This window comes from Gordonia sp. WA4-43 (assembly GCF_020520305.1).
Classification (GTDB): Bacteria; Actinomycetota; Actinomycetes; order Mycobacteriales; family Mycobacteriaceae; genus Gordonia; species Gordonia hongkongensis.
This window is the reverse complement of record NZ_CP084736.1, coordinates 4917396-4940872: the sequence shown is the minus strand read 5'-3', so window position 1 is coordinate 4940872 and position 23477 is coordinate 4917396. Positions and strand designations below refer to the sequence as shown.

Annotated in this window: 25 protein-coding genes; 20 read left to right on the top strand and 5 right to left on the bottom strand. The window is 69.5% G+C overall.

The annotated features are described in order from the left end of the window. Positions 1-15 precede the first annotated feature (15 nt). Complete coding sequence (locus tag LEL84_RS22350) at positions 16-957, bottom strand: hypothetical protein (protein ID WP_040560308.1); 942 nt, start codon at positions 955-957, stop codon at positions 16-18. Beyond that, positions 957-1166 carry a heavy-metal-associated domain-containing protein gene (locus tag LEL84_RS22345; protein ID WP_006213359.1) on the bottom strand — a complete coding sequence of 70 codons (210 nt, stop codon included), beginning with the start codon at positions 1164-1166 and terminating at the stop codon, positions 957-959. The genes LEL84_RS22350 and LEL84_RS22345 overlap by 1 nt, the downstream gene beginning before the upstream one ends. Positions 1167-1719: 553 nt before the next feature. Between LEL84_RS22345 and LEL84_RS22340 the strand changes: the two genes are divergently transcribed. The 13 genes from LEL84_RS22340 (at position 1720) to LEL84_RS22280 (ending at position 14165) form a co-directional block, all read left to right on the top strand. Beyond that, positions 1720-2511, top strand: coding sequence for a helix-turn-helix transcriptional regulator (locus LEL84_RS22340; protein ID WP_225984163.1), 792 nt, complete (start codon positions 1720-1722; stop codon positions 2509-2511). Between the two features lie 246 nt (positions 2512-2757). Next, the gene (locus LEL84_RS22335) at positions 2758-3843 is read left to right on the top strand and encodes an ArdC-like ssDNA-binding domain-containing protein (protein WP_006213361.1); all 1086 of its coding nucleotides are present in this window, start codon (positions 2758-2760) and stop codon (positions 3841-3843) included. A gap of 35 nt (positions 3844-3878) precedes the next feature. Then, positions 3879-4751: a bifunctional DNA primase/polymerase gene (locus LEL84_RS22330; protein WP_100244604.1), complete on the top strand. Its 873-nt coding sequence runs from the start codon at positions 3879-3881 to the stop codon at positions 4749-4751. After that, positions 4751-5632, top strand: coding sequence for a DUF2637 domain-containing protein (locus LEL84_RS22325; protein WP_179861206.1), 882 nt, complete (start codon positions 4751-4753; stop codon positions 5630-5632). The genes LEL84_RS22330 and LEL84_RS22325 overlap by 1 nt, the downstream gene beginning before the upstream one ends. Further along, positions 5629-6033: a hypothetical protein gene (locus tag LEL84_RS22320; protein ID WP_006213364.1), complete on the top strand. Its 405-nt coding sequence runs from the start codon at positions 5629-5631 to the stop codon at positions 6031-6033. The genes LEL84_RS22325 and LEL84_RS22320 overlap by 4 nt, the downstream gene beginning before the upstream one ends. A gap of 98 nt (positions 6034-6131) precedes the next feature. Next, positions 6132-7019 carry a hypothetical protein gene (locus tag LEL84_RS22315; protein WP_040560311.1) on the top strand — a complete coding sequence of 296 codons (888 nt, stop codon included), beginning with the start codon at positions 6132-6134 and terminating at the stop codon, positions 7017-7019. Positions 7020-7059: 40 nt separating this feature from the next. After that, on the top strand, positions 7060-8118 hold the full coding sequence (locus tag LEL84_RS22310; RefSeq protein ID WP_040560312.1) for a ParB N-terminal domain-containing protein: 1059 nt from the start codon (positions 7060-7062) through the stop codon (positions 8116-8118). 23 nt (positions 8119-8141) lie between these two features. Beyond that, a complete protein-coding gene (locus tag LEL84_RS22305) occupies positions 8142-8822 on the top strand; it encodes a hypothetical protein (RefSeq protein ID WP_040560323.1) in 681 nt (226 codons plus the stop codon). 29 nt (positions 8823-8851) lie between these two features. Continuing rightward, a complete protein-coding gene (locus LEL84_RS22300; RefSeq protein ID WP_006213368.1) occupies positions 8852-10501 on the top strand; it encodes a M23 family metallopeptidase in 1650 nt (549 codons plus the stop codon). Further along, on the top strand, positions 10501-10767 hold the full coding sequence (locus LEL84_RS22295) for a DUF6112 family protein (RefSeq protein ID WP_006213369.1): 267 nt from the start codon (positions 10501-10503) through the stop codon (positions 10765-10767). Before LEL84_RS22300 ends, LEL84_RS22295 begins: the two co-directional genes overlap by 1 nt. A 129-nt stretch (positions 10768-10896) precedes the next feature. Further along, positions 10897-11223, top strand: a complete 327-nt coding sequence (locus tag LEL84_RS22290) for a DUF6112 family protein (RefSeq protein ID WP_006213370.1) — start codon at positions 10897-10899, stop codon at positions 11221-11223. Positions 11224-11253: 30 nt separating this feature from the next. Continuing rightward, positions 11254-12687, top strand: coding sequence for a hypothetical protein (locus tag LEL84_RS22285; protein ID WP_006213371.1), 1434 nt, complete (start codon positions 11254-11256; stop codon positions 12685-12687). 5 nt (positions 12688-12692) lie between these two features. Further along, a complete protein-coding gene (locus LEL84_RS22280) occupies positions 12693-14165 on the top strand; it encodes an SCO6880 family protein (protein WP_006213372.1) in 1473 nt (490 codons plus the stop codon). A gap of 6 nt (positions 14166-14171) precedes the next feature. On the opposite strand, the gene LEL84_RS22275 is transcribed toward LEL84_RS22280, so the two are convergent. Further along, positions 14172-14870 carry a hypothetical protein gene (locus tag LEL84_RS22275; protein ID WP_040560313.1) on the bottom strand — a complete coding sequence of 233 codons (699 nt, stop codon included), beginning with the start codon at positions 14868-14870 and terminating at the stop codon, positions 14172-14174. A gap of 67 nt (positions 14871-14937) precedes the next feature. On the opposite strand from LEL84_RS22275, the gene LEL84_RS22270 reads away from it, so the two are divergent. The 3 genes from LEL84_RS22270 (at position 14938) to LEL84_RS22260 (ending at position 17921) form a co-directional block, all read left to right on the top strand. Further along, entirely contained in the window at positions 14938-15858 is a 921-nt protein-coding gene (locus tag LEL84_RS22270; protein ID WP_006213374.1) for a hypothetical protein, read from the top strand. 120 nt (positions 15859-15978) lie between these two features. Further along, positions 15979-16425 carry a hypothetical protein gene (locus LEL84_RS22265; protein WP_006213375.1) on the top strand — a complete coding sequence of 149 codons (447 nt, stop codon included), beginning with the start codon at positions 15979-15981 and terminating at the stop codon, positions 16423-16425. After that, positions 16422-17921, top strand: a complete 1500-nt coding sequence (locus LEL84_RS22260) for a hypothetical protein (RefSeq protein ID WP_006213376.1) — start codon at positions 16422-16424, stop codon at positions 17919-17921. The genes LEL84_RS22265 and LEL84_RS22260 overlap by 4 nt, the downstream gene beginning before the upstream one ends. 138 nt (positions 17922-18059) lie before the next feature. Here LEL84_RS22260 and LEL84_RS22255 read toward each other — a convergent pair whose 3' ends face one another. Together LEL84_RS22255 and LEL84_RS22250 are read right to left on the bottom strand one after the other, a co-directional pair. Further along, positions 18060-19289, bottom strand: a complete 1230-nt coding sequence (locus LEL84_RS22255) for an MFS transporter (RefSeq protein WP_006213377.1) — start codon at positions 19287-19289, stop codon at positions 18060-18062. A 44-nt stretch (positions 19290-19333) separates the two neighbouring features. Beyond that, the gene (locus LEL84_RS22250; RefSeq protein ID WP_197464170.1) at positions 19334-19699 is read right to left on the bottom strand and encodes an ArsR/SmtB family transcription factor; all 366 of its coding nucleotides are present in this window, start codon (positions 19697-19699) and stop codon (positions 19334-19336) included. Positions 19700-19825: 126 nt separating this feature from the next. Here LEL84_RS22250 and LEL84_RS22245 point away from each other — a divergent pair, with 126 nt between their 5' ends. From LEL84_RS22245 to LEL84_RS22230, 4 genes are all read left to right on the top strand, one after another. Continuing rightward, on the top strand, positions 19826-20338 hold the full coding sequence (locus LEL84_RS22245) for a hypothetical protein (protein ID WP_040560327.1): 513 nt from the start codon (positions 19826-19828) through the stop codon (positions 20336-20338). Next, positions 20335-22122 (top strand): type IV secretory system conjugative DNA transfer family protein, encoded by a 1788-nt coding sequence (locus tag LEL84_RS22240; RefSeq protein WP_063249311.1) that lies wholly within the window; start codon positions 20335-20337, stop codon positions 22120-22122. Before LEL84_RS22245 ends, LEL84_RS22240 begins: the two co-directional genes overlap by 4 nt. Before the next feature lie 81 nt (positions 22123-22203). After that, complete coding sequence (locus LEL84_RS22235) at positions 22204-22773, top strand: single-stranded DNA-binding protein (RefSeq protein WP_006213381.1); 570 nt, start codon at positions 22204-22206, stop codon at positions 22771-22773. A 19-nt stretch (positions 22774-22792) separates the two neighbouring features. After that, the gene (locus LEL84_RS22230) at positions 22793-23398 is read left to right on the top strand and encodes a hypothetical protein (protein WP_006213382.1); all 606 of its coding nucleotides are present in this window, start codon (positions 22793-22795) and stop codon (positions 23396-23398) included. Positions 23399-23477 lie beyond the last annotated feature (79 nt).

Genomic DNA, 23477 nt, shown 5'->3' with positions numbered 1-23477 from the left:
GCCAGGCCCTGCGGGTCAGTGGCCGTCGGAATGCGAATCGTCTGTCTTCGAGCCGTCACCGTGCTCGGCGTCGATCACGAACTCGGCGGTGTGCACCTGCCCGTCGACCTGGAAGTCCAGGTAGAGCAGGTAACGGTCGGCGGTCGGGGCCTCCGCTGCGAATCGGATCTCGGGTCCGGCCGTGTCCCCGGCCTGGGGCTCGTCGCCCTCGGCGTGGACGTGCAGGTAGGCGAGGTCACCCTCGCGCAGCGCCACCAGGTGGCCGAACGCGCCCAGGTAAGGCTCCAGCGTGGTCACCGGCTGACCGTCACGCTCGACCGAGATGGTGAGCTCGCTTGAGGTGCCCGCAGTGAGGTCGCCGTTGAGGGAGACGGTGTATCCGTCGACCTCGTCGGTGGTCTGCGCCTCGGTCTCGACAGGGGTGAAGTCGCCCGCGACCTCGATTGCGCGGGTGAGAGTGATGCCTTCGGCTTCCTCGCCCGCGGGTGTGAAGTCGGCGTACACGCGGTAGGTGCCCGCCTCGTCCCAGGTCCACGGCACCGACCAGGTGCCTGTGCTCGTGTCGAGTTCGGGGTGCACGTGCTGGAAACCGGCGCCGTCGGTGCGCACGGCGATCAGATGCAGGTCCTTCTCGTGCGCGGTGGTGTACTCGGTCACCGGTTCGCCGGACTCGTCGAGGATCTGGAAGCTCAGGTCTCCATCCTCGCCTGCGGCCGTGGGGGCCTGGACCGGAGAGAGCACGAAGCCGTCCGCGCTTGCGGAGACCCCGTTCAGAGCGGGCTCCGCGGTTTCCTGCGCAGCGTCGCCGTGCCCTTCACCGTGTGCGTTCACGTTACTTCCTTCTGCCCATGCTGCTGCGAAGCTATCGGGAATGACGGCGCCGGCGAGGCCGAAGGCCCCGCCGAACGCCACCACCAACCCGGCCCCGTAGAGCGCGAGCCGTCCTCCGGCCTTCATCAGACGCGCACCGCCGAGTAGCCGGCCTCCTCGACCGCCGCGAGGACCTTGGCGTCGTCGATCTCACCCTCGGCGGTGACGTTGAGCTTGCCGGTCTGCGCGCTGACTTGGATGTCCTGGACGCCGGGGATCTCGCTGACCTCCTCGCGGATCGACATCTCGCAGTGGCCGCAGGTCATGCCCGTCACCTGGTAATCGTTCGAAGCCATCAGGTATCCTCCTTGTATGTCGGTAGTACCCCTACCGGGTACGTGTACAAGTCAACGCTATACCCCTGTCAGGTATTCCGCAAGGAGGGAGGCGATCGTGTGAGCTGCATCGCGCAAGTGCTGCAAACGATGGTTGGAGCGTCCGAGGTGTGCCTTGTGGTGCACCGATGCTGCGGGGCGATCCGCTGGGTTTTGTCGATGCGCGTCGGAGAGTAGTGACCCCTCGGCTCATCAGAACCGTGGACTGCCTTGCCGCATCGACGAAGGCAGCGAAGACTGGTACGAAACCGACTCCCGCCCCACAGCGATCATGCGCTATTGCTGTTGGTTCGGAACTGGCGAGCTCGTCCGGCTCCACAGGCGTTCGAGATTAGTGAGCGGATCAGACAAGAGCCAGCAAGAGTGCGCGGCCACGCCAGAGGCAGCGAGGCACTCCTGTGATGCACATTGGCGTAGCCCGCTGGTCGCCCAGACGCTTGCCGTCCACCGGCCTGTCGGCCCGGTGGTTTACGACTGCCTCAACATCTTGTTCATTAGGTCGGGCTCGGCAATCATGTTCAGCGAGTTCGGTCGTCAGCCGGTCAGCGTGGGCGATGCGATCCTTCTCGGCCCGAACGTATTGTTCAGCTGCGAGCCCGAGTGCCAAGTGTCGGTGACGTCGATCCGTGTCGATACCGATTTCGCTCTCGATCAGTTCTTCTGGCAGCACTCTGCGGTGCTGCACGATCGGCTTGACGCCCCCGGTTTCGCGGAGAAGATCTACTCTGAACCAGCGCAGATCCTGCGACTCGGCAGAGATCGGGCCGGGATGGTTGTGCCGTGGATTGATGAGATGGTCGCGCTCAGCGTTGAGAGACGGTTCCGAGAGAGATTCAACCGACTCCAGGCACTCTGGTTCGCTGTCATGGATGTGCTCGGACCATTCATCCGGGTCTCGCCTGCGAGGCTGACACCATTGCAGCGTGCACGCGCGCGTCCAGTGCTGCCGCGCAGTCGCAGGTTAGCCCCTCTCCGTCCGGAGGCGCTGCTGGCACGGGAGGCACTGCATGAAAACGTCGCCTATAGGTGGACACTCCACGAGCTGTCCGAGAGGGTGCGGCTCTCCCCGCAGCAATTGACCCGTGTGTTCGTCGATGCCTTCGGGAAGACCCCGATCGCGTATCTGACGATGCTTCGCGTGCAGGAGATGGCCAGGCTGCTGCGCGAGTCCGATCTTTCTGTCGCAGCAGTAGGTCGTTGCGTCGGCTGGTCCAGCCGTTCACGGGCGACGGAGGCATTCATCGAGCACGTCGGGCTCAGCCCGAGTCGCTACCGCTCCATGCGCCCGGTTGTCGCGGATAGATAGCAGCAGAGTCGTCCGGGAAATCATCACTTCGTCCGGCGTCCGACCGGACTCAGCTGCTTCCAGCCCTACGCAGGCTCTGAGGCTGATACGCCAGTAGGTCCACGTCAGGTGCCGCCCGTGTCCTGACGGCCAACCTACCGACTGTTCCGTTCGCTGACCGTCTGACTCGCCGGAAGCTCCTGGCTCACCTCGCTGGTGCAAGGCCAGCCGCGACCTCGCGGCTGGCCTGCCGAGAGGAGGCCGACGATGGCGACGAGGGAGGAAGCCCGCCAACAGCGGGAAGCGAAGCTCGACGAGCTCCACGAGAAGCTCACCGGTGCCGTCGAACGGCTGGTCACCGGTGAGGACTGGGCCGATGCGATGCGGTTCGCTGCCCGGTTCCGGTCGCGGAGCTTCAACAACGTCTGCCTGATCTGGGAGCAGCACCAGGCCGCATTCGAGGCCGGCGGGGTGCCCGAACCGTTCCCCACCCTGGTCGCGGGATACAAGCAGTGGCAGCAGCTGGGCCGACAGGTCGAGAAGGGCCAGGCCGGGTATCAGATCCTCGCCCCGGTCACTGGCAGGTTCGCCTCGACGAACCCGGCCGATCCGGACTCCTGGCGGCGTCTGAACCGGGGTGAGAAGCCGAAGCCCGGTGAGGTCGTGCGCTCCCGCATGGTCGGCGTGCGCCCGGCCTACGTCTGGGACGCCTCCCAGACCAGCGGCGATCCGATCCCCGAACGGCCAGCGCCACGGCTGCTCGCTGGCGAAGCCCCCGAAGGTCTGCGCGAGGGTCTGGCGGAGCAGGTCACGGCGGAGGGGTTCGAGCTGCTGTGGGTGCCGCACGAGGGCATGATCGGCGGCGCGAACGGGCTGACGAACTACTCGACCCGGCAAGTCGCCGTGCGCACGAACATGGACGACGCCGCGCAGGTGAAGACTCTCGCCCACGAGCTCGGGCATGTGCTGATGCATGGGCCGGACCAGGAGGAGGCGCGGCAGCATCGCGGGATCGGTGAGGTCGAGGCCGAATCGGTGGCGCTGATGATCGGCGCCGCCCACGGCATGGACACCACGGGCTACACGATCCCGTACGTGGCCGGGTGGGCGGCGAACGTCGACGGGAAGAACCCGGTCGAGGTCGTGCAGGCCGCCGGTGAGCGCATCCGCAAGACCGCGCTCAGCATCCTCGACGGCCTCGACACGAACCAGGTGCCCGACGGCACACCGCCCGGGCTGGAACGCGACGGCCCGGCCCCGAAGAGCCCACGGCAGGACACGCCCGGTCGGCAAGTGGCGCCGTTGCCGGCGCCGGAGCGGGCCGCTGCGGTCGTGTTGGGGCGGGGGCTGTGATGTCCGAGAGCAGGTTTACTCGGGCGGTCCGGCAGATGGATGCGTCCTGGCCGCTGGGGCGGGCCGCGATGGTGTTCGCGCAGTCCGGGGTGCCGGTGTTCCCGTGCGCGCCGGAGGGCAAGCAGCCGATCACCCGACGCGGCTTCCACGACGCCACCACCGACCCGGCGCAGGTGGAGGCCTGGTGGCGCAGGTTCCCGGCGGCGAACATCGGCATGCCCACCGGCCGAGCCTCGGGCGTCTCCGTGGTGGATGTCGATGTGCACGGCGTCAACGGCTTCGACGCGATCCGCGCCGCGCGGCGGGAGGGGCTGGTGCATGGCTGGGAGACGATGGTGCGCTCACCGACCGGCGGCCTGCACATCTACTTCCCGGCCGCCGACAGTGAACAGCCGTCGTGGCAGGCCGGCCGTGCCGGGGTGGATTTCCGTGGGGATCGCGGCTACATCATCGTCCCGCCCTCGCGCCGCCAGATCGACGGCGAGAGCGTGCTCTACCGCCCCACCTCGTTCGCCCCCACCGACGGGCGGGCGCTGGATGCGCAGCGCCTGCGGGAGTTTCTCACCCCGCCCCGGCCCCGCCCGAAGACCGGCCCGATCTCGGATGCAGGGGCGATGGTGGATGCGGGTCGGATGGCGTCCTGGCTGAGCGGGCAGTCCACGGATCGCAATCTCAAGCTGTTCTGGGCCGCCTGCCGCCTCGCCGAGGGCAATGTGCCGGTCTCCGAGGCGCTGGATGCGTTTGCGAGCGTGGAGCAGCCGGATTTCGGGCAGCGGGAGATCACTCGCACCGTCGAGTCCGCCTACCGCACCATCACCACCGGTGTCGGCACCTCGACCCGGGCCGAGTCCGTGCCGGAGAGATTCGGGCCGGTGCCGGCTGCGACGCGGGCGGGCCGGGGGCTGTGATGGGCGGGCTGTCGGGGCGGCGATGGGCGGTGGTCGCGGCCGCGTCGGGGACGGTGCTGATCGGCGGCGGCGCGTTCTGGCTGAGCTTCGTCGCTCTGGCCGATCTCGCGGTGCGCTCGGGCATCACCAGGAACCAGGCGTGGATCTGGCCGCTCTTGGTGGACGGGCTGATCGTGGTCGCGACCGTCGCGGTCGTCGCCCTCGACGGGCATCGGGCGGCCTGGTACCCGTGGGTGCTGCTGATCGCCGGGGCGCTGATGTCGGTGAGCGCGAACGCCGCGCACGCCCTCGTCGCCGCTGACGCCTCCGTGCCGGGCCTGCTCGCGGCCATCGTCGCCGCGGTCCCGCCGCTCGTGCTGCTGGCCTCCACGCATCTGACGACGGTCCTGACCCGCTCCACCAGAACCCCGGTCCCCACGCCGATCACCCCCACCCCGGAGTCAGGATCGGCGCTGGAGGTCTCCGAGACCGCTGGCGCGCAGGCACAGGCCGCACCGCTCCTTCTGCCGGAGCTTCCCGAGCGGCCACGTTCGGCCACGGGCATCGCGGTAGCGACACCGCCGGCCCCGGCCGCCAAGGTGCTGGGCGAGCAGACAGAGCCTGACCGATCGGATGTGCCCGTGCTGGAGGCGGTGGCCGAAACCCCATCGGCTGAGCCCGACCCGCCAACGTTGGCAGGTGCTGGGCGGCGGGAACGGGCGGCAGTGCTGCGGGGGCGGGGCTGGTCGAACAAGGCGATCGCGCGCGAACTCGGCGTGCACGCCTCGACCGTCGGCCGCTGGTTCCCCCGCACCGATCCCGCGCCCGCCGCAGACCAGGAGACCTCGGCAGTGCCCGAGCACCACAACGAATCAGATGAGGAGAAGGAGCAGAAATCATGAACCCCTACGAGCAGAACAACCCCGGCAGGCAGGACACGCCCCCGCCGGAGACGACCCGCCCTGACCGGGCGGAGACACCGGGTGCTCCGGAGGCGATCCAAGCCGCCGACGTCACCCGCACAACCGGTGCCAAGACTGAGACTGCGGATGTTGATCCGGCACTGCGCAAGGCGCGCGGGGTTGACTGGGTACGCACCTCGGACCTGATGGCGAGAGGCACCGGGCAGATCTCACGCCTGGCGATCGACTTCGAGGCGAACCTCGCACACAAGGCCCACGACGGCCTCGCCCGCGGCGTCACGCGCCTGGGTGCAAAGGAGCGTGAGCTGCCCCCGATCTCGGCGTTCGGCCGCAGTACGAGCCGTGACGGGGCCGGGCGCGGCCCGGTCGGAATGAACTGAGGTGACCGGCCATGACCACGACCATGCCCGGCGCCGAACGCCGAGCACCAGGTGTCGGAGAAGGCGAGTGCACCTGCCTGCCAGGAGGTGCCGAACCCATGACGACCACGACTCACACAGGTTCCCCGCAGCGGGGGCCTGAGAACTACACGACCAGCGCCGGGCTGCGTGCCCTGCTGGCCCGGCTCCACGCGGCCGGGCCCGGGGCATGGGCGCGGGACCCGGTCGCCGGCGAGCTGATGCAGTATGCGGCGCAGAAGTACGCCGCGCTGGCGCGCAAGCACTCGTTGGACCCGTGGGAGGCCGCCAGCGCCGCGTTCGATGTGATGCGCACCCGCTCCGCCCGGGAGGCGATCGACCCGTGGGGCGTGGTCACGCACGCGGTGCGGATCACCTGCATCGCCGAGGAGCGCGCCCAGGGGCTGCTGTGCTCGACCCATCAGGCCCGCCGCCCGCACATCTCCGCGTTCCACGACGCCGAGCGAATCTCCGACAGGGAGACGCCGCTGTCGGAGTATCACCCCGCGTTCCAGGTCACCGACCCCGAACCCGATCCCGACGGCACCGGAGACGCCGGAGACGGTGACGGTGGCGGTGGTGGTGTGGTGGGGGTGGCGATGTCGGCGTCGTCGGCGGCTGAGGACGCGATCGCGCTGGTGACGATGCTCGGCTGGGAGCCCGCGACCGCGCGGGCGTCGGTGGAGCACATCTGCGGGGCGCTGGCGAAGGCCGGGGCGCGGCATACCGCGTTCGAGACCCTGCGACGTGACCAGCACGCCCGCGCGCTGCTGGATCTGCCGGGCCGGTCCTGGACCGGGCTGCTCAAGGCGCTGCTGGGCAACCCGCACCCGGCGCTGGCGGCGACCAGCGCGGGCCGCGGGGTGCTGCTGCGGCTGCTGATCGGCGAGACGATCCCGATGCTGCTGCGCGATGACGATCTCGTGCTCACCATCTGCCTGGCCGCCCCACGACAGGCCCGGAAGTAACCGGGGACCACGAAGAGAGGACTGAGAGGGGTGAGTGGTGATGAGTATCGAACTGCAACGCACCGTGGAGTCGATTCAGGTCGGTGCCCGTCATCGCGCCGACCTCGGCGATATCCAGGCTCTGGCTGACTCGATCCGCGAGCACGGCCTGTTGCAACCGATCACGGTCACCCCCGAAGGGGTGCTGGTGTGCGGGCGACGCCGGCTGGAAGCGATCCGGCTGCTGCACTGGCGCACGGTCAGCGTGTGGGTGCGATCGGGTGTCTCGACCCGGTTGGGGCATCTGCTGGCCGAGCAGGACGAGAATGCGCACCGCAAGCCGCTCAACCAGCTGGAGGCCGCCGCCCTGTACCGCGAGCTCAAGCAGCTCATGACCGAGGACGCCCAGCGCCGCGATGTCGTAACCCGCTTCTCGGCGGAGAATCAGCCCGGTGCTGACGGGGGTGCCAAATTGGCACCCCCGTCAGGGGGTGTCGGTGGGAGGAGCCGCGCGCAGGCCGCGCGGATGGTCACCGGCCGCGCCTCGTACACGACGCTGGAGAAGATCTCGGCGATCCAGGCCATGGCCGAGAACCCCGAGAATCCCGAGGCGCTGCGCGAGCAGGCGACGACGGAGCTGGCGGGGATCGAGGCCGGCGGGCCGGTCGACCCCGCCTATCAGCGCCTGCGCGGCCAGGTCGAGCAAGCGGACGCCTCTCGCCAGGCGTCGCTGCGCGCGATGGCCCAAGAGGCCGTCGCCCGTGTCACCGCCGCTGGACGCACCAAGCCCCGCACGCACACCTCGGCCCGGCCGGCGGTGGTGCCGGGGCGGTGGCCGGTGACGGCGTTCGTGCAGACCTGGACCTCCCTGGCGGAATGGTGGACCCACTACGACGTGGACGAGCTCGCCCGCGACCTCACCGAGGAGCAGGCCGGCATCTTCCTCGACGTCGCCGACGGCACCAGCGCCTTCGCCGCCCGCCTGCGCATCTCCCTCGACACCACCGGCCACGACGTCGAGACGACAACCGAGGAGCCCCGCACCGACGAGGACACCGGCCCCGGCGCTGATGCCGAATCAGGCGAGAGCGTCTCTCGGCAGCATCTGCGTGCTCTGTGACCGGGTGCGTGCACCTGGGCGGCATGAAGACTTTCGCTGACTCCCGCCCGCGCACCCGCCTGATCGTCCTGCTCGCCGCCGGCCTGGTGATCGTGCTCCTGGCCGGCATCGGGATCTACGGCCTGATCCTCGGCCCCGACACCAGCCCACCCCACGACCGTGACCCCGAGCCGGGCGCGTCGTCGAGTCCGGTCGAGTCCGGCACGCCACGGCCGGGGCGGATCGCTGCGGTGGTCGGGTCCGGGGACCCGGAGGAGTTCGCCCGCAACGTCGCGACGGCGGTGTTCGCCTGGGATACCGGGTCGGGGCTGATGCCGCTGGACTACACGAGCGTGCTGATGGAGGTCGCCGACCCGACCGGCACCGAGCAGGCCGGCCTCGCCTCCGATATCGCCGCCTATCTGCCCACGCGGGAGGCATGGGTCGAGCTGCGCCAGTACGCCACCACCCAGCACCTGGAGATCACCGATGCGTTCGTGCCCGGAGCGTGGGCGACCGCGCAGGAGCAGGCGCAGCCGGGGCAGCTGGTGGAGGGGACGACGGCGATCACGATCGAAGGCGTCCGCCACCGTGCCGGGGTGTTGAACGACGAACCCGTCGACTCCGCGCACGAGGTGGCGTTCACCGTGTTCGTGGTCTGCGAGCCCGCCTACGACACCTGTCATCTGCTGCGGCTGTCCGAGCTGGACAACCCCCTGCGCTGACCCGAGAGGTCTGGGGAGAAAGGAGGGGCGTGGTGCTCAAGAAGCTCGCTATCGGACTGCTCGCACTGGCGCTGGTAGCACCGTTCCTGTCGATGGTCGGGATCGGGCTGCTGATGAACCCCGCCGCGACCTGGGCCTGCACCGTGCCCGGCGGCGGACTGCAAGTCGGCGAGGTGCCCGACGAGCTCGCCGTCGAAACGCGCGATGGGGAGTCGTTCACGCTGAACAAGAAGCAACTCACGCACGCGGCCACGATCATCGAGACCGGCTCCGGCGTCGAGGGCGTGAACCGTGACGGACTCCAGATCGCGCTGATGGCCGCACTGACCGAGTCGACCCTGCGGCAGCTGTCGAACACGAGCGTCTACCCGGAGTCAGCGGACTACCCGAACGATGGCGATGGCAGCGACAACGACAGCCTGGGGTTGTTCCAGATGCGCCCGCAGGCCGGGTGGGGGTCGGTCCCAGAGCTGATGGCCCCCGAGTATCAGGCGCGAGCGTTCTTCGGCGGCCCGGACGGCCCGAACCATCCCTCGCCGCGCGGGCTGCTGGACATCCCCGGCTGGCAAGACATGGGCAAAGGCGAGGCCGCCCAAGCCGTGGAGGTCTCGGCGTTCCCCGACCGGTACGAGAACTACAGCCCCGTCGCCGTCACGATCCTCGACACCCTCCTCGGCACCACAGGCACGAACGTCGAAACTGACCCTGGTGTGGTGCCTGCTGTGGCCGGGGCGGCGGAGTCTTCGCGGGTGGTGTTCCCTCTGCCCGAGGGCACGTGGACGGCGACCGACCCGTACGGGCCGCGCACCCACCCGATCACCGGGGAGCAGTCCTTCCACACCGGCAGCGACTTCGCCGCCCCGGACGGCACGCCCATCCTCGCCGCCGCCGACGGCACGGTCACCGTCGCCGAGTACACCGATGCGTGGGGCGGGAAGGTCGTCATCGAACATCAGGTCGGCGGCGAGCAGGTCGCCACCGGGTACATCCATTCCTGGGCCGACGGCATCCACGTCGAGGCCGGCGATAGGGTGCGGGCCGGGCAGCACATCGCCGACGTCGGCTCCTCGGGCCAGTCCACCGGCCCGCACCTGCACCTTGAGGTCTATGTCGGGGGCACCGGCGGTGAGCACACCGACCCCGCCGCCTGGCTGAACGCCCACGACGCCGCGGACCTGCCCGAGGCCGAGACCGGCCCACCGGCCGGCGACTGCGACCCCGACAGCAATGGGCCTGGTGGGGAGCCTGACCCTGCCCCGGCCGGTGACCCGGATGAGCTGGTCGACGACCCGACCAGTAACGGGCAGATCACCCGCCGCACCCTGCACCTGTATCAGCAGACGATCGCGGCGTTCCCCGAGACGACCTGGTCGTGCTACTCGCCACGGCCGGGCACGGTCTCGGAGCACCCGCTGGGTCGGGCCTGCGATATCGCGTTCGGCAACGCCATCGGGCAGATGCCCACGCCCGCGCAGATCGAGGCGGGCTGGGAAGTCACGAACTGGATGAAAGACCACGCCGAGACCCTCGGAGTCGACTACCTCATCTGGCAGGACAAGATCTGGTCCCTCGCCCGTGACGACGAGGGCTGGCGCGACTACACGCGCGGCACCGATATCACCACGAGGCATCAAGACCACCTCCACGTCACCCTCGCCGATTCGGGTGGTGGGGCCTGATGGACGTGTTCCCCGATTTCGAGGGCCTGGGCGGCATCGGCGACCTGGAAGAGGTCATCGGCGCCCTGTTGACGTTCGTGCTCATCATCGCGGTGCTGATGCTCATTATTTCCGGCATCGTCTGGGCGATCGCGTCTGCGTCCGGGAACTACGCCGCCGCCGGCAAGGCCCGCACCGGCGTGCTCGTCGCCCTCGGGGCGGCGATCCTCGCCGGCGCCGGGGTCACGTGGATGAACTGGTTGATCGGCATCGGCCAACAACTCTGAACCCCTGCGCTGAAGCTGCTGCGCCCGCCCCCGGTCTTGTGGGGGCGGGCGCTGCTGCGTGTCTGGCGGGGTCGGGTGCACCTGGTCGAGAGAACACCTCTGTCTCATCTGTCGAAGGAGCGCCCTGCCATGACCATCACGACCCTCGCCACCTGGACCCTCGCCCGCTTGGCGATGCTCCCGATGCAGATCGACATCGACCCCAACGACTCGGGGCTGCCCGGCATCGACCAGCTGCGCACCATCGTCGGTGCCGTCATGACCGTCGGCCTCATCCTGTCCGTCCTCGCGCTGATCGTCTCGGCGATCGTGTGGGGCTTCGGCTCCAACTCCAGCAACCCCCACCTGGCCGGCCGCGGCAAGATCGGCGTCTTGATCTCCTGCGGTGCGGCGGTGATCTGCGGTGCCGCGGTCACGCTGATCAATTTCTTCTGGGGCGTCGGCCAGGCCGTCTGAACCCGCCTATCTGTGTGAGGGAGGTCTGTGATGGCGCTGTGCGATGTTCCCGTCATCTCCACGGTCTGCGACTCCGCCGGTGAAGCGGCCGCGTCGCTGATCGCCGCCCCGTTCGACTGGTTCGCGCAGGCCGTCGGCGGGGCGGCGGGCTGGCTGATCGAGGCCATGTGGACAGTGTTTGACACGACCACGCTGGTCGACGTCACCCAAGAGGGGTACGTGTCGGTGTACAACCTGCTGTTCGGGATCGGCGTGTTCATCGTGCTGATCTTCTTCTGCTTCCAGCTCATCCTCGGCCTGATCCGCCGCGACCCCACCGCGCTGTCCCGCGCCGCCCTCGGGGCCGGCAAGGCCGTGCTCGGCTCCTTCGTGGTCATCACCCTGGCCGCGCTCGCGCTGGAGATCACCGACCAGTTGACCATCGGGATCATCCAAGCCGCCGGCGAGACCACGGCCACGATGGGCGACAAGATCATCCTGCTGGCCGCCGGACTGACCGCCATCAACATCTCCGCCCCCGGTGTCGGGGCGATCGTGACGATCTTCCTCGGCGGGCTCATGGTCGCCGCGGTCGCGATCGTGTGGTTCTCGCTGCTGATCCGCAAGGCTCTGCTGCTGATCGCGATCGTGCTCGCCCCGCTCGCGTTCGCTGGTGCGGCGTGGGATGCCACCCGCGGGTGGATCGGGAAGTGGGCGGCGTTCGTACTCGCCCTCATCATCTCCAAGCTGGTGCTCGTGGTGGTGTTCCTCATCGCGATCACCCAGATGGCAACCCCCATCGAGGCGGACCTGACGGCGATCACCGAGCCAATCACCGGCATCGTCATGCTCGCGATCGCCGCCTTCGCCCCCTACATGGTCTACCGGGTCATCGCGTTCCTCGGCTTCGACCTCTACAACACCATGGGATCGGAACAAGAAGCCAAGAACGCCATGAACCGACCCGTCCCGGTGCCCGGCACACCGCAAGGCGAAGGCCCGAAGAAGATCCTCGACACCAACGGCAACGGCGGCGGAGGAGGTGGGGGCGGGGGTGACGAACCGCCCCCACCCGGAGGCGGAAACCCACCCGGCGGTGGCGGCGGCGGTGGGGGCACGCCGCCACCACCAGGCGGCGGAGCAGATGCCGGAGCAGGTGCGGGCGGTGCGGGCGCCGGCGGTTCGGCGGCCGGTGCGGGAGCTGCCGCGGGACCGGTCGCGGCGGTGGTCATCGGCGCGGAGGTCGCGAAGAAGGCCGCGACGGCCGGCCCCGAGGCCGGCAAGCAGATCGGCGCCCAGGCCGAGGCCGCCACCGACGGCGCCAACCAGAACACCGGCAACACCAACACCAGCGGGAACGGTGAGAGCGGTGGGAGTGGGCCGGGCGCGCAGGCACCGCCGCGCAGCACCCCGCAGCCGAACCTGCCGACCGGCCCGAAGCCCGACGACGGGCCCAGTAAGCCGCCGACCGGTGGGAAGGAGTGATCCTCGTGAGCAACAAGCACAGCGCCGAAGAAGCGCGTACGGGCACCGACCTGGTGCCGGTGAAATTCAGCAGATTGACTCGCCGCGGCATCTTGCTGGGATTGTCCGCGACCCAGCTGGCGACCCTCGCCGTCGGAGTGCTGTCCCTGGTGGGCGCGTTCTACGCCGGCGGGATGCTCATCGCCTACACCGCCCCGATCTGGGTGTCCTCGATCGTGCTGACCTGGATGCCCGTCGCCGGGCGCCCGGTCGTGGAATGGGTGCCCGTGGCCGCCTGGTGGCTGTGGCGGACCACCGGCGGACAGTTGGCCTACCGGCGCCGCATCGTCGCTCCGAGGCCGGCGGGCACGCTCGCGCTGCCCGGTGACATGGCGCGGCTGCGCGAGCACGTCGACCCGCAGAGCGGGGCGGGCATGATCCACGACCCTCACCAGGCGACGCTGACGGTGGTGTGCGAGATCCGCCATCCCGCGTTCGTGCTCCTCGATCCCGGCGAGCAGGCCCGCCGGGTCTCCTCCTGGGGGCGGGTGCTGGCCAGCGTCTGCCGGTCCGGGCGGATCGCGACCGTGCAGGTGCTGGAGCGCACCCTGCCGGACTCGGGCACGGGCCTGGCCGAATGGTGGGCCGCCCACGGCAGCCAGGACGACTCCTTCGCATCGAGGACGTATGCCGAGCTGATCGAGCGCGCCGGGCCCGCCGGGGAGCGTCACGCCACCACGATCAGCCTCAGCCTGGATATGAAGACGGCGGCCCGGCAGATCCGGACCGCCGGCGGCGGGCTGCGGGGCGCGGCCGCGGTGCTGCGCCAGGAGATGAGCACACTGACCGCGGCGCTGCGCTCGGCGGACCTGACCCCTGCCGGGTGGCTGAGCCCGGGGCAGATCGCCGTGATCCTGCGCAGCGCCTACGACCCGGCCGTCGCCGCGACCCTGGAGCGGCACGGGGAGATCGGCCAGTCGCTGGCCACCGCCGGCCCGGTCGCGGTGACCGAGACCTGGACGAGGCTGCGCACCGATACCGGCTACCACGTCGTGCTCTGGATCAGCGAGTGGCCCCGCTCGATGGTGTATCCGGGGTTCCTCGCCCCGCTGGTGCTCTCCTCAGGGATCGGGCGATCCCTGTCGCTGCTCTACACCCCGCTGCGCACCGATCAGGCTGCCCGTGACATCCGCAAGAAGAAGGTCGAGCACATCTCCGATGCCGCGCAGCGCCGCCGGATCGGACAGATCGAGGACGCCGCCCAGACCGCCGAATACACCGACGTGCTCCAGCAGGAAGCTGACCTCACCGCCGGGCACGGCGTGCTGCGCGTGACCGGTCTGGTCGCCGTCTCGGCGCCCACCATCGAGGAACTGGACGCCGCGGTCGCCGCGGTCGAGCAGGCCGCCATCCAGGCCTCCTGCGAAACCCGCCGCCTCGTCGGCCAGCAGGCCGCCGCGTTCACAGCCGCGGCCTTGCCCCTGACCCGGCCCGTATGAGCCGGCTCAGTTGTCCTTCGGGGGCTTCTCCTGTGCTAGGAGTTGGGAGAAGTGCGCGTCGTTTGGGGCGATATCTGGTCGGAGCCAGTGCATGACCTGATACGTGTTGTTCACCAACATGAAGCCGTCCGACGCCATCGCACCGGCGGAGAAGACAACCTGATCATCTCCGAGCGCGTCCAGCAATTCGGCGTTGTCATCGCCATGGACGAGGTCACCGTAGAGGAACATACGTGCGATCTCGTTGTCCCAGGCATTGACACGAACCCCGGCTGCTTCTGGGTCGATCGGGGCCTGCATAATCCGCATTCGGCGAGGCGGGTACTGCGCCCAGTTCTCACGCAACTGTGTCAAATGCTCAGAGACATTGGTGGCGTCCGCCGGCCGAAAGTACTCCAACGCGGCAAGAACCGTTACCCATGCGAGCCGGTCGCCCTTCTTCGTGAGCGTGAGTGGACGGATCAGTGTGAGTGCGTAAGCCACCTGCTCTTTGGGAGGAATGACCTGGCGAATGCCTGCCAGAGACGACTGGCCTGTGGCTTGATCGACAACGAAGTTCATGTGCAGCTGTTGCCCCAGGTTCATCGCATCGTCACGACGTGCGAGCTCGCACGAGAAGAGCTCTTCCGCTCGGCGTTTGAACAGTCGCAGGGTCTGAGTGTGCCTCGCTGCGAGCTGATCGCTGGCCCTATCCTCACCGCTCATGTGCTCCTCCGGCTGGTTCGTGCTCTGAATGCGTACCTCTCGATCACCACAGTCAAGGGGAGGAACCGTGCCTACATTCTACGATCCCGTCGCCGACGCCGAGGAGGCATCGCAGGCGCTGCGCGGCCTGGCGCACGCCAGCCGCGACTTCACCCACCCCGAGGACGCCTACGGGGTGATTGGGGACCTGCTGGCCGGGGTGCGCTCGATGCAGCAGTCGATCCAGCAGCTCGCCACCCGCCACGCCCGCCATGACGGGCGCGCCTTCGACGATGCCGGAGACCCCGCCGCCGGTATCCGTGATGCCCGCCTGGCCGCCGGGGAGCTCTCCGAGGCCGCTGCCGCCCTGGACCGTGTCGAGGAGGGGCTTAACCGTGCCTCGCAGGCTGCCGGTCGCATCGCCTGGCACCCCGCCCCGCCCGCACCCGCCGAGACGGAGATGACCAGGGTTCAGGGGCCGGTGTCGCGGTGGGTGAACATCGTCTTCCTCCAGGGCGGTGAAGCCGATGCGGTGCTGTGGCTGATCGACTGTGACGGCCCGGACGCCGCGATCGAGCACCTGGCCGGCTTCGACTACGGCGAGGAGACCACGGACGCGGCCATGCTCAACGGCTACGTCTACGACACCCCACCGATCGGGGCGCTGGACAAGGAAGCACGCACGGGAGAGTACACGCTGACCTACAACCCGGACCTCGGCCACGTCGCCCTCTACCGCCACCACCAGATCGCGCCCGAGGACAGCCTCGACACCGACACCCCCGCACCGACCATGGACCCCGACATGGGCAGTGCCGGCGGTGCCGCCTCGGCCGGGACTGCGATGGGCGCGGCGGGTGCTGCCGCTGCGGCGCTCTCTGATCGCGGGGTACGCGCCACCGGACGAGAAGCGGGCAGTGCCGCCGGGCGTGGGCCGGTGAGCGAGGGGTCCTGGTTCGAGCATCCGGGCGTCGCGGCGGTCAAGCGTGACCGCGGCCTCGGCCTCTGACCCGACTACCTCCCGTGGTGCCGCCGCCCTGTGGGGTCGGCGGCACCGGCATGTCCGTGACCGGGCGGGTGGGGTGCACCTGCACCACATCCCCGTCGTTCTCGTGCCTGGGAGGCCATCATGTCCGCCGTCTACTATCCCGCCGCGTTCGCCACCGAGGCCGCCCGCAACCTGCGCCACCTCGCCGCGGACAGTGAACTGCAGGCCACGGGTCCCGGCACCGCCACACTGCTGGGCGACCTGCGCGATGCGGCCACGGCGATGCGGGAGGCGATCGACCGGATCGCCGTCGCCCACACCCTCCCCGGCGCCCCGGCCCTCGCACGGGATACCGGGCTGCAGATCGGTGACGAGCTCCATCAGGCCGGCACCGCACTGGAGGAGACCACGACCCGCCTGACCGGTGCCGTCACCGCCATCGAACACCCCACCACCGTTCCGAAGCACACGACGCGGCGTTCCCTGCGCGCGGGGAGGCAGGCGCGGGTCGCGCAGCCGGCAGGGTCGTGGTTCGACCCGCACCCCGCCGGGTCCAGCAGAGGTCAGGGGCGGGGGTTGGGACTGTGAGCGAGAAGGAACGCCTACATACCTCCGTGCTGGTCGCCCCGGCCACCGAGCGGCGACGGCTGCGGGCGCAGCGCCGCCAGGCCGCGGCCCGGTTGCAGGCCGAGCAGCGTCGCCGCGAGGTCGCGGAAGCGAAAGCCAAGGCCGAGGTCGAGCGGGCCGAGCGCAAGGCCACTCGGTATTTGCCCGCCGCCGGGGAGCCCGGCAAGCAAACGTTGCGGACGCCGGGCCGGTTCCGGCTGCCCCGCCACCAGGACACCTCCGCGACCCTGTCGGCCCAGTACCCGTTCCTCGCCGAGGGCGGCCTGGGCTCGGCGGGCGTGTTCGTCGGCCAGGACCTCTACTCCGGGGGCTCGTTCGTCTACGACCCGTGGGTGCTGTATCAGACCGGGGTCATCACCGCCCCGAACGTCGTGGTCGCAGGGATCGTCGGCAGCGGCAAATCCTCCCTCGCCAAGAGCCTGTACACGCGCAGCCTGCCGTTCGGGCGGCGGGTCTACGTTCCCGGTGACCCGAAAGGCGAGCACACTGAGATCGCCCGCGCCGTCGGCGGGCGGGCGATCCAGCTCGGCCACGGCCTGCCCACCCGCCTCAACCCCCTCGACGAGGGCTACCGCCCCTCCGGGCTCAGCGATGCGGAGTGGGAGACGACGGTCGCCTCCCGCCGCCGCGACCTGATCGGCGCGCTCACCGAGACCGTGCTGGCCAGGCCCATGTCGCCGCTGGAGCACACCGCGATCGACACCGCCCTCGCCGAAACGGTACGGGAGAACGAGGTGCCGATCCTGCCGATGATCGTCGACCACCTCCTGTCTCCCTCCCACGACCCTGACGGGCGGCTGGCCGAGGACGGCCGCATGGTCGGACACGCGCTGCGACGACTGGTGGCTGGGGACCTCTCCGGCCTGTTCGACGGCCCGTCGACGGAGGTGTTCGACCCGACCCTGCCGATGGTGTCCCTGGACCTGTCGCGAGTCACCGAGAACTCCACGCTGGTGTCGGTGTTGATGACGTGCTCCAGCGCGTGGATGGAATCGGCGCTGCTGGACCCGAACGGCGGGCAGCGCTGGTGCATCTACGACGAAGCCTGGCGCCTCATGTCCGAACCCGCGTTGCTCAAGCGCATGGATGCGCACTGGCGGCTGGCGAGGGCGTACGGGATCAGCAACATGCTCATCTTCCACAAGCTCACCGACCTGGAAAACGTCGGCGACCAGGGCTCGGCCATGCGCTCGCTCGCGAACTCCCTGCTCGCCAATGCGGAGTCCCGCATCATCTACCGGCAGGAATCCGACCAGCTGGGCACGACCGCGAAGACCCTTGGACTGACCGGCACCGAGCGCGAGCTGCTGCCGACGCTGGGCACCGGACAAGGGCTGTGGCGGATCAAGGAACGCTCCTTCGTCGTCCAGCACCAGCTCCACCCGGCCGAGTACGAGCTCTTCGACACCACCAGCCGCATGTCCGATCCCGGAAAAAACCAACCCCGCGTAGGGTAAGAATCCGCGTGATTCCGCGGATCTCCAGACGTTCTGACCTTGACTGTGGGGTCGCATGTTCGTTACAGATGCAACCGTACGAGCGATCGGATCGATCTTTGTCGAAGCGGTCGTGGAGGGCATGAGCGCTCCCTGTGCTCATCGCTTGTGAGCTTGCACGAGAGTGCGGGACGTAGCGCTCCAAGCAGTGGTGGCGAGGACCGCGCCGAGAATGCCGATACCGACGAGGACGAGAGCCACGGCGGGAAGGCCGATAGCGGCGCCGAGAACACCGGCGAGGGGGTACGTGATGAGGAAGCAGGCGTGGGACAGGGAGAACTGCGCGGCGAACACCGCGGCCCGATTCTCTTCCGTGCTGCCTCGCCGCAGCAGCCTGGCGGAGGGGGTGAGGATCGTGGAGGTTGCCGCCCCCATCAGCGCCCACACGCTCAGCAGCCCGACCCACTGGGGCGTGCCATCGGTCCAGGCGAGCACCCCGGCTCCGGCCAGGAGAAGGACGGGCAGGGCGATGCCGCCGGTGAGCATGACTCGCCGGTCCGAGACGGCTTCCAAGAGCTTGGGCATGGTCAGGGCCACGATCATGGAGCCGCCTCCGTAGGCGGCGAGCAGGAGCGCAGCATCGGACTGGGTGCGGCCCAGATCGCCCAGGACGAGGACAGTGGTGTTGACGATCACCATCGCCGTGGTCGTCGCCACGACGAGGTTCAGCGCCATCAGGCCCTGCAGCTCCCGGCTGGCCCAGAACGCACGGGCGCCGCGGGTGAGGCGATCGAAGAACGGCGCCGGAGCGGGAGCCTCGAAGCGAGGAAAGCGGGAGACAAGCACCAGGGTCGCAGAGGCAAGGAACCCGACCACGGTGCCAGCGAAGAGATTGTGGAAGCTGACGACCGTCAGTAAGGCGGCGGCGAGCATCGGGCTCACCAGCGACTCCAAGTCGTAGGCGAGCCGCGACAGCGACAGGGCACGTGTGTACTGTCCCTCGTCCGGGAGCACGGACGGGATCACGGCCTGAAACGCGGGCGTGAACGTCGCCGATGCGGACTGCAACAGGAAGATCAGCACATAGATCTGCCACACCTCGGTCACGAACGGCAGCGAGAGCGCGACCCCAGCCCGGATGAGATCGGTCCCGATGAGTAGTGGCTTTCTCTTGAGACGGGTGGTGAGTGCCGTCGTGAGGGGGGAGACGGCGACGTAGGCCACCATCTTGATCGTCATCGCCACACCCATCACCACGCCGGCGTCGCCGCCGGCGATTTCGAAGGCGAGCAGTCCGAGCGCGACGGTGAGCAGGCCCGTGCCCAGCAGCGCGATGACCTGCGCGCTGAACAGTTTCGCGTAGGTGGGATTGCGCAGGACAGCAAGCATGAGACGAGGCCTAACGAACGAGAGTTTGTGCGACGAACGGGCTACTACTGCCGGGGTGCGTGGTGGTGGGGCGGGATCTGCCCGTTCGCGACCGCGTGCTCGGCCTGCTTGATCGCCTCGACCACCAGGGCGACCGCGTGTTCGTCGGTGAGGCGGTAGAGCACGCTCGTGCCCTCCTGCCGGGTCGTGACCATCCGCGCCATCCGTAGTCGGGCCAGATGCTGCGACACCCCCGAGGGCTTCTTCCCGACCAGTTCCGCCAGCGCGTTCACCGGCAACTCGTCGGCCTGGCGCAGGGCCAGCACGATCCTGATCCGCGTCGGATCGGACAACAGTCCCAAGACCTCCGCGGCGAGATCGACGTATTCCGACGCGGGATCCATGCCGCACATCTGCTTATCTGCATCCATACGCAGATACTAACAGCGGCGTATGGGTGAGGGAACCCTGCCGTCGTGTGCTGGACGAGGCCCGGCAGCTGCGCCAGCAGCAGCCAGGATGAACGGTGCGGGTACGGGATTGTGCACCTGGCCGGCATGAGACGACATGCGAATCTCCCTGAGCCGGTGCCGGTGTCGATGCGCACCGTGATCCTCGATATCCACGCCGACGGGTCGATGACCGTGATGATCGACGGCACCGTGTATCCGCCCGACGACGACCAGCGGCCGTGGTCGCGGGCCGCGTTCCCGCAGATCATCGACCACGCCAGCCAGGAGCGTGCGGTGCCGGTGCGGGTGGAGGTGCACGAGGCCGACGGCACGAGCTTCACCGAACTCGTCGCCGCACAACCACGCCGCGCCGACCCTGCACCCGAGCCGGCCCCAAAGACGAGACGGCCCAAGGCGGTGCCGGCGCTGATCGAGGTCACCGGGGAGGGGTTCGTCGCCGGGGAGGACATCGCCTGCACCGTGCTCGTCTCCGACACCGACGCGGCCGGCGACGGCACTGCACGGGGGCTGCTCGATCCGCGACGGGTCGGGGATGCCGGAGAGGTGCTGCTGGTCGGGCGCGTCTCCGGCACGGTCGTGGCGCGCAGGCTGCGATGAGCGTCCCGCAGGGCCGCCAGAGCGGCAGCTTCGGCGACGAGCTGACCAACGCCGCGATGATCGGGCTGGTCGGACTGTTCGGCCTCGCCCTGATCCTGCGCGGCGCCGGATCGGTGGCCGCGTTCCTCACCGGCACCGACCAGCCCGCCGCTGGGCCCGCCTCCGGCATCTCGGTGCTGTTCCGGCCCGGTGATCCTGCCGCCGCGCTCGACGCGCCAGGGATGAGCGCGGTCGCCTACTGGGCCGTGACCGTCGTGCTGCTGGCCGGGCTGGTCGCCGGCGGCTGCTGGGTGTGGACGCGGCTGCGCCGTCACGCCCGCAAGACCGAGGTCGACCCGCACACAACCGCCGGAGTCGCGACCCGCCACGAGGTGGCCACGGTCGCCTCACCTACGGCGCTGCTCACCCGCGCCGGGAACTTGCGACCCTCTCTCTCCAAGCCGACCCCGGCGGATGTCGGCTACCGACTCGGGATGTGCCGGGGCCGGGAGGTGTGGGCCAGCGTCGAGGACTCGATCCTGCTCATCGGACCACCCCGCTCCGGCAAGGGCCTGCACGTGGTAATCCCCGCGATCCTCGACGCGCCGGGGGCGGTGATCGCCACCAGCACCCGCCCGGACAACCTCACCGCGACCCTGCGCGCGAGAGAGAAGCACGGCCCGGTCGCAGTGTTCGACCCCCAGCACCTGGCCGAGGGCGTCCCGGCGGGGATGCGCTGGTCGCCCGTGCGTGGCTGCGCCGACCCTCTCACCGCGATGATCCGCGCTACCGGCCTCGCCTCGGCCACCGGCCTGTCTGCCGGCGGGGTGGAGTCTGGCGGATTCTGGGAAGGCAAGACGAGGACTGCGCTGCAGGCTCTGCTGCACGCCGCTGCTCTTGATGGGCGTTCCCCGGCGGAGCTGTTCCGCTGGACCCTGGACCCCTCGGCTGCGGCGGAGGCCGTCGCGATCCTCACCAACAGCCCGGACGCGGCCACGGGGTGGGCGGACTCGCTGGAATCCATGATCGACGCCGACCCCAGGACCCGCGATTCGATCTGGCAGGGCGTCTCTCTGGCCCTCGGTGCTCTCGCTGACCCGCGGGTGCTCGATGCCGTCAGCCCCGGCCCCGGGGAGGAGTTCGACCCCGAAGCGTTCATCCGTGATCGGGGCACCCTGTTCCTCCTCGCGACCGGTGCTGGAGCCGGAGCCTCCGCAGCACTGGTCGCCGCGTTGGTGGAGGATCTCGTGGAGACCGCCCGGCGGATCGCGGCACGCTCACCCGGAGCCCGTCTCGACCCGCCACTGCTGCTGGCGTTGGATGAGATCGGCAACCTCGCCCCGCTGCCGTCGTTGCCGACGCTGATGGCCGAGGGCGGTGGCACCGGAATCACCTGTTTGCCCGTGCTCCAGTCTCTCGCGCAGGCGCGCGACAAGTGGTCGGAGAACCAGGCCGGCGCGATCTGGGACGCCTCCATCGTGAAGATTCTTCTCGGCGGGGCTTCGAACAGCAAAGACCTTCAAGACCTGTCCACGTTGATCGGTGAACGTGATGAGTACACCGACTCGATCACCCTCGGTGATCACGGCACTCGCCAGAACCAGCGCTCCGTGCGCAGGGTCGCGATCTTCCCGCCCGACCGGTTGCGGACCCTCCCGTTCGGCACCGCGGTGACCCTGCTGCGTGCGGCCCCGCCGATCGTCACCGATCTGCGCGCCTGGCCCGCTCGCGCCGACGCCGACCAGCTCAAGACCGACCGGGCCGAGATCGAGGCGCTGCTGCGCCGCCCCGACCCGCCTCGGTAGGTCCGGGACAGCTCGTGTGCACCTGCCTGTCACGACGGCCGCCACGACAGGTGGCCGCATCAGGAAGACAGGAGCAGCACGATGGCCGAGCACGAGAACCCAGGAACCGGCCCCGAGACCCAGCCCGAGCAGGGCGCGGATGTCCGCGAGTCCTTCAAGGGACGCATCAAGTCCGAGCCGACGCTGGGCACCACTCAGAAGGGCAAAGCGGCGTTCTACGCGAAGGTCGAGCAGCGTCATTGGGACTACGAGGACGACGGCACCTACACCCGTCTGCCGAACACCTACCACGACCTCGTCGCCTACAAGGGCGTCGCCGTGCGCGCCTACAAGCAACTCGCCAAGAACGACTTCTTCATCGCCGAGGGGCGCATGGAGGACTACCAGTCCAAGAGCACCGGCGAGACGAAGCAGCGGTTCGTCGCGACCGCGCTCGGTCACGACATGGCCCGCACCACCTACGAGGTCGACCGCACCCCGCGCCGCGAACAGGCCCAGCGACCCACCGTCGAACGTGACGCAGCCCAGCAGTCCGCCGGTTCCGGTGTTCCCGAGCAGCCGGAACGGCAGGTGGCGCAGCAGCAGACGCCTGCCGCGTTCGCCGCGCCCGAGTACCGGCCCGACCGGCAGTCGCCGGACATGGGCCTGTGAGCACCGAGGAGTCCCGATCATGACCGACGACCGCGACCACGAGACCCCCGGTGAGCCCGCCGTGGAGGAGCTGCCCGAGGACGAGCTCGACCTCGACGACGAGGGGATGCTCGAAGACGAGGACGAGGAGGACCCCGGCCCGCCGCACCCAGTGAACTGGTACCTGCTGCGCGCCGACGAACTCGAAAAGGAGTGGTACGCCCTGAACCGGTGGGTCGAGACGACACGCCGCACCTACGGGCTGCCCGCCAGCGTCATCCCACCGTTCTGGCACCGCCACGACGAACTCGTCTGGGAGCTCTCAGCGCTGCATCTGCACTGGCTGTGTGCCTACCACCCCGAGCAGAACGGCAGTGCCCCGTTCGGGTGGCATCGCGACTTCGCCGACGCCCGCGCCAGGCTGCGCGAATGGGTCGCCGCCTCCGGTACCCGCCTGGACCGCGACCGGCCAACCAGGCAGACGACCTGGCCCGGCGAGGACCCCGCCGACCCGGTCGAGGACGTGTTCGTCGCCGACCGCGATGCCGACTTCGTCGAGTACGTCGCCGCACGAGTCGCCGAACGCCGCGCCGCCGAGGACGCCTTCTTCGCAGGCGCCGATCCGCGCACCGGGGAACTGCGATGAGTACCGCAGCTCAGCAGACGAGCGCCGAGCTCTCGCGGCTCCAGGAGCTGGGGCGAGAGCTCGGCGCGTCGTTCCTACC